A 667-nucleotide genomic window follows, 5' to 3' on the forward strand; every position below is an offset into this window, starting at 1 on the left:
TGTCGGGCGACGTGGAAAATTGACCCCCTGACGACACGAGGAATTGACCCCCTCGCGACACGGTCAGAACGGGGGTTTTATGCAGCGACTCAGTTCAGGTCCTCTGCGGTTCAAAGATCCGCGGAGGGAGGCCATGCTGGAGCCGGACGAGGTTTCGGCGATACTCCGGCTCAAGGAGCTGGGGTGGGGTAGTAAACGGATTGCCGGGGAGCTCGGGATTAGCCGCAACACGGTGAAGGACTACGTGGCGGCTGGCGGCTGGACGCCGTATCGGCAGCCGCACCGCAAAAAGGCACTCGATGGCCAGGAGATCTGGCTCAAGGAGCGCCTACGGCAGCACCACGGCAATGCCGACGTGATCCGCCAGGAGCTGGCAGCCGAGAAAGGCATCATCGTCAGCCTGCGCACGGTCGAGCGGGCCGTCCAGCGCTATCGCCAGGAGCTTGCGGCCGAGGCGCGTGCGACGGTGCGGTTCGAGACACCGCCCGGCAAACAGCTGCAGATCGATTTTGGCGAGCGGCTGGTCGAGATCGGCGGTAGCAAGGTTCGCGCCTACCTGTTCGTCGCCACGTTGGGCTACTCGCGCCGGCACCATGTCAGGGCATTCCGCAACGAACGGCAAGAGAGCTGGTTCGATGGCTTGGAAAGCTCCTTCGTGAAGTTTGGC

Annotated in this window: 1 pseudogene; it reads left to right on the forward strand. The window is 63.6% G+C overall.

Features of this window, described 5'->3' with window-relative positions:
• Positions 1–133: 133 nt before the first annotated feature.
• Positions 134–667 (forward strand): annotated as a pseudogene (locus IVA87_RS13290) (IS21 family transposase); the annotation flags it as partial.

It is taken from the genome of Bradyrhizobium sp. 147 (assembly GCF_023073935.1).
GTDB lineage: Bacteria > Pseudomonadota > Alphaproteobacteria > Rhizobiales > Xanthobacteraceae > Bradyrhizobium.